Annotated in this window: 2 tRNA genes and 1 rRNA gene; all 3 read right to left on the reverse strand. The window is 50.6% G+C overall.

Annotation, left to right across the window (positions count from 1 at the left end):
- Nucleotides 1-34: 34 nt before the first annotated feature.
- A tRNA-Ala gene (locus ACKTR5_RS11740) sits at nt 35-107 on the reverse strand.
- 20 nt (nt 108-127) lie between these two features.
- A tRNA-Ile gene (locus ACKTR5_RS11745) sits at nt 128-201 on the reverse strand.
- A 74-nt stretch (nt 202-275) separates the two neighbouring features.
- Nucleotides 276-425: ribosomal RNA gene (locus ACKTR5_RS11750) — 16S ribosomal RNA — on the reverse strand; the annotation flags it as partial.

Consider the following 425-nt stretch of genomic DNA (forward strand, 5'->3'; position numbering starts at 1 on the left):
TTCAATGTGCAACACTTGATCACTTGGTGATCAATGGAGAATAACGGGATCGAACCGTTGACCCCCTGCTTGCAAAGCAGGTGCTCTCCCATCTGAGCTAATTCCCCATGTTGTCTAGTCAGGCCGATGGGCACAAGTGGACTCGAACCACCGACCTCACGCTTATCAGGCGTGCGCTCTAACCAGCTGAGCTATGCGCCCAATCTTTTTGAGGTAAATCCCTCAAAACTGAACAACGTTTCAACAATGCGTAGGTTTCCGAATTATTTCCTTAGAAAGGAGGTGATCCAGCCGCAGGTTCTCCTACGGCTACCTTGTTACGACTTCACCCTAATCATCTGTCCCACCTTAGGCGGCTGGCTCCTAAAAGGTTACCCCACCGACTTTGGGTGTTACAAACTCTCATGGTGTGACGGGCGGTGTGT

The organism is Furfurilactobacillus entadae, assembly GCF_045862745.1.
In the GTDB taxonomy this organism is placed as follows: Bacteria; Bacillota; Bacilli; order Lactobacillales; family Lactobacillaceae; genus Furfurilactobacillus; species Furfurilactobacillus entadae.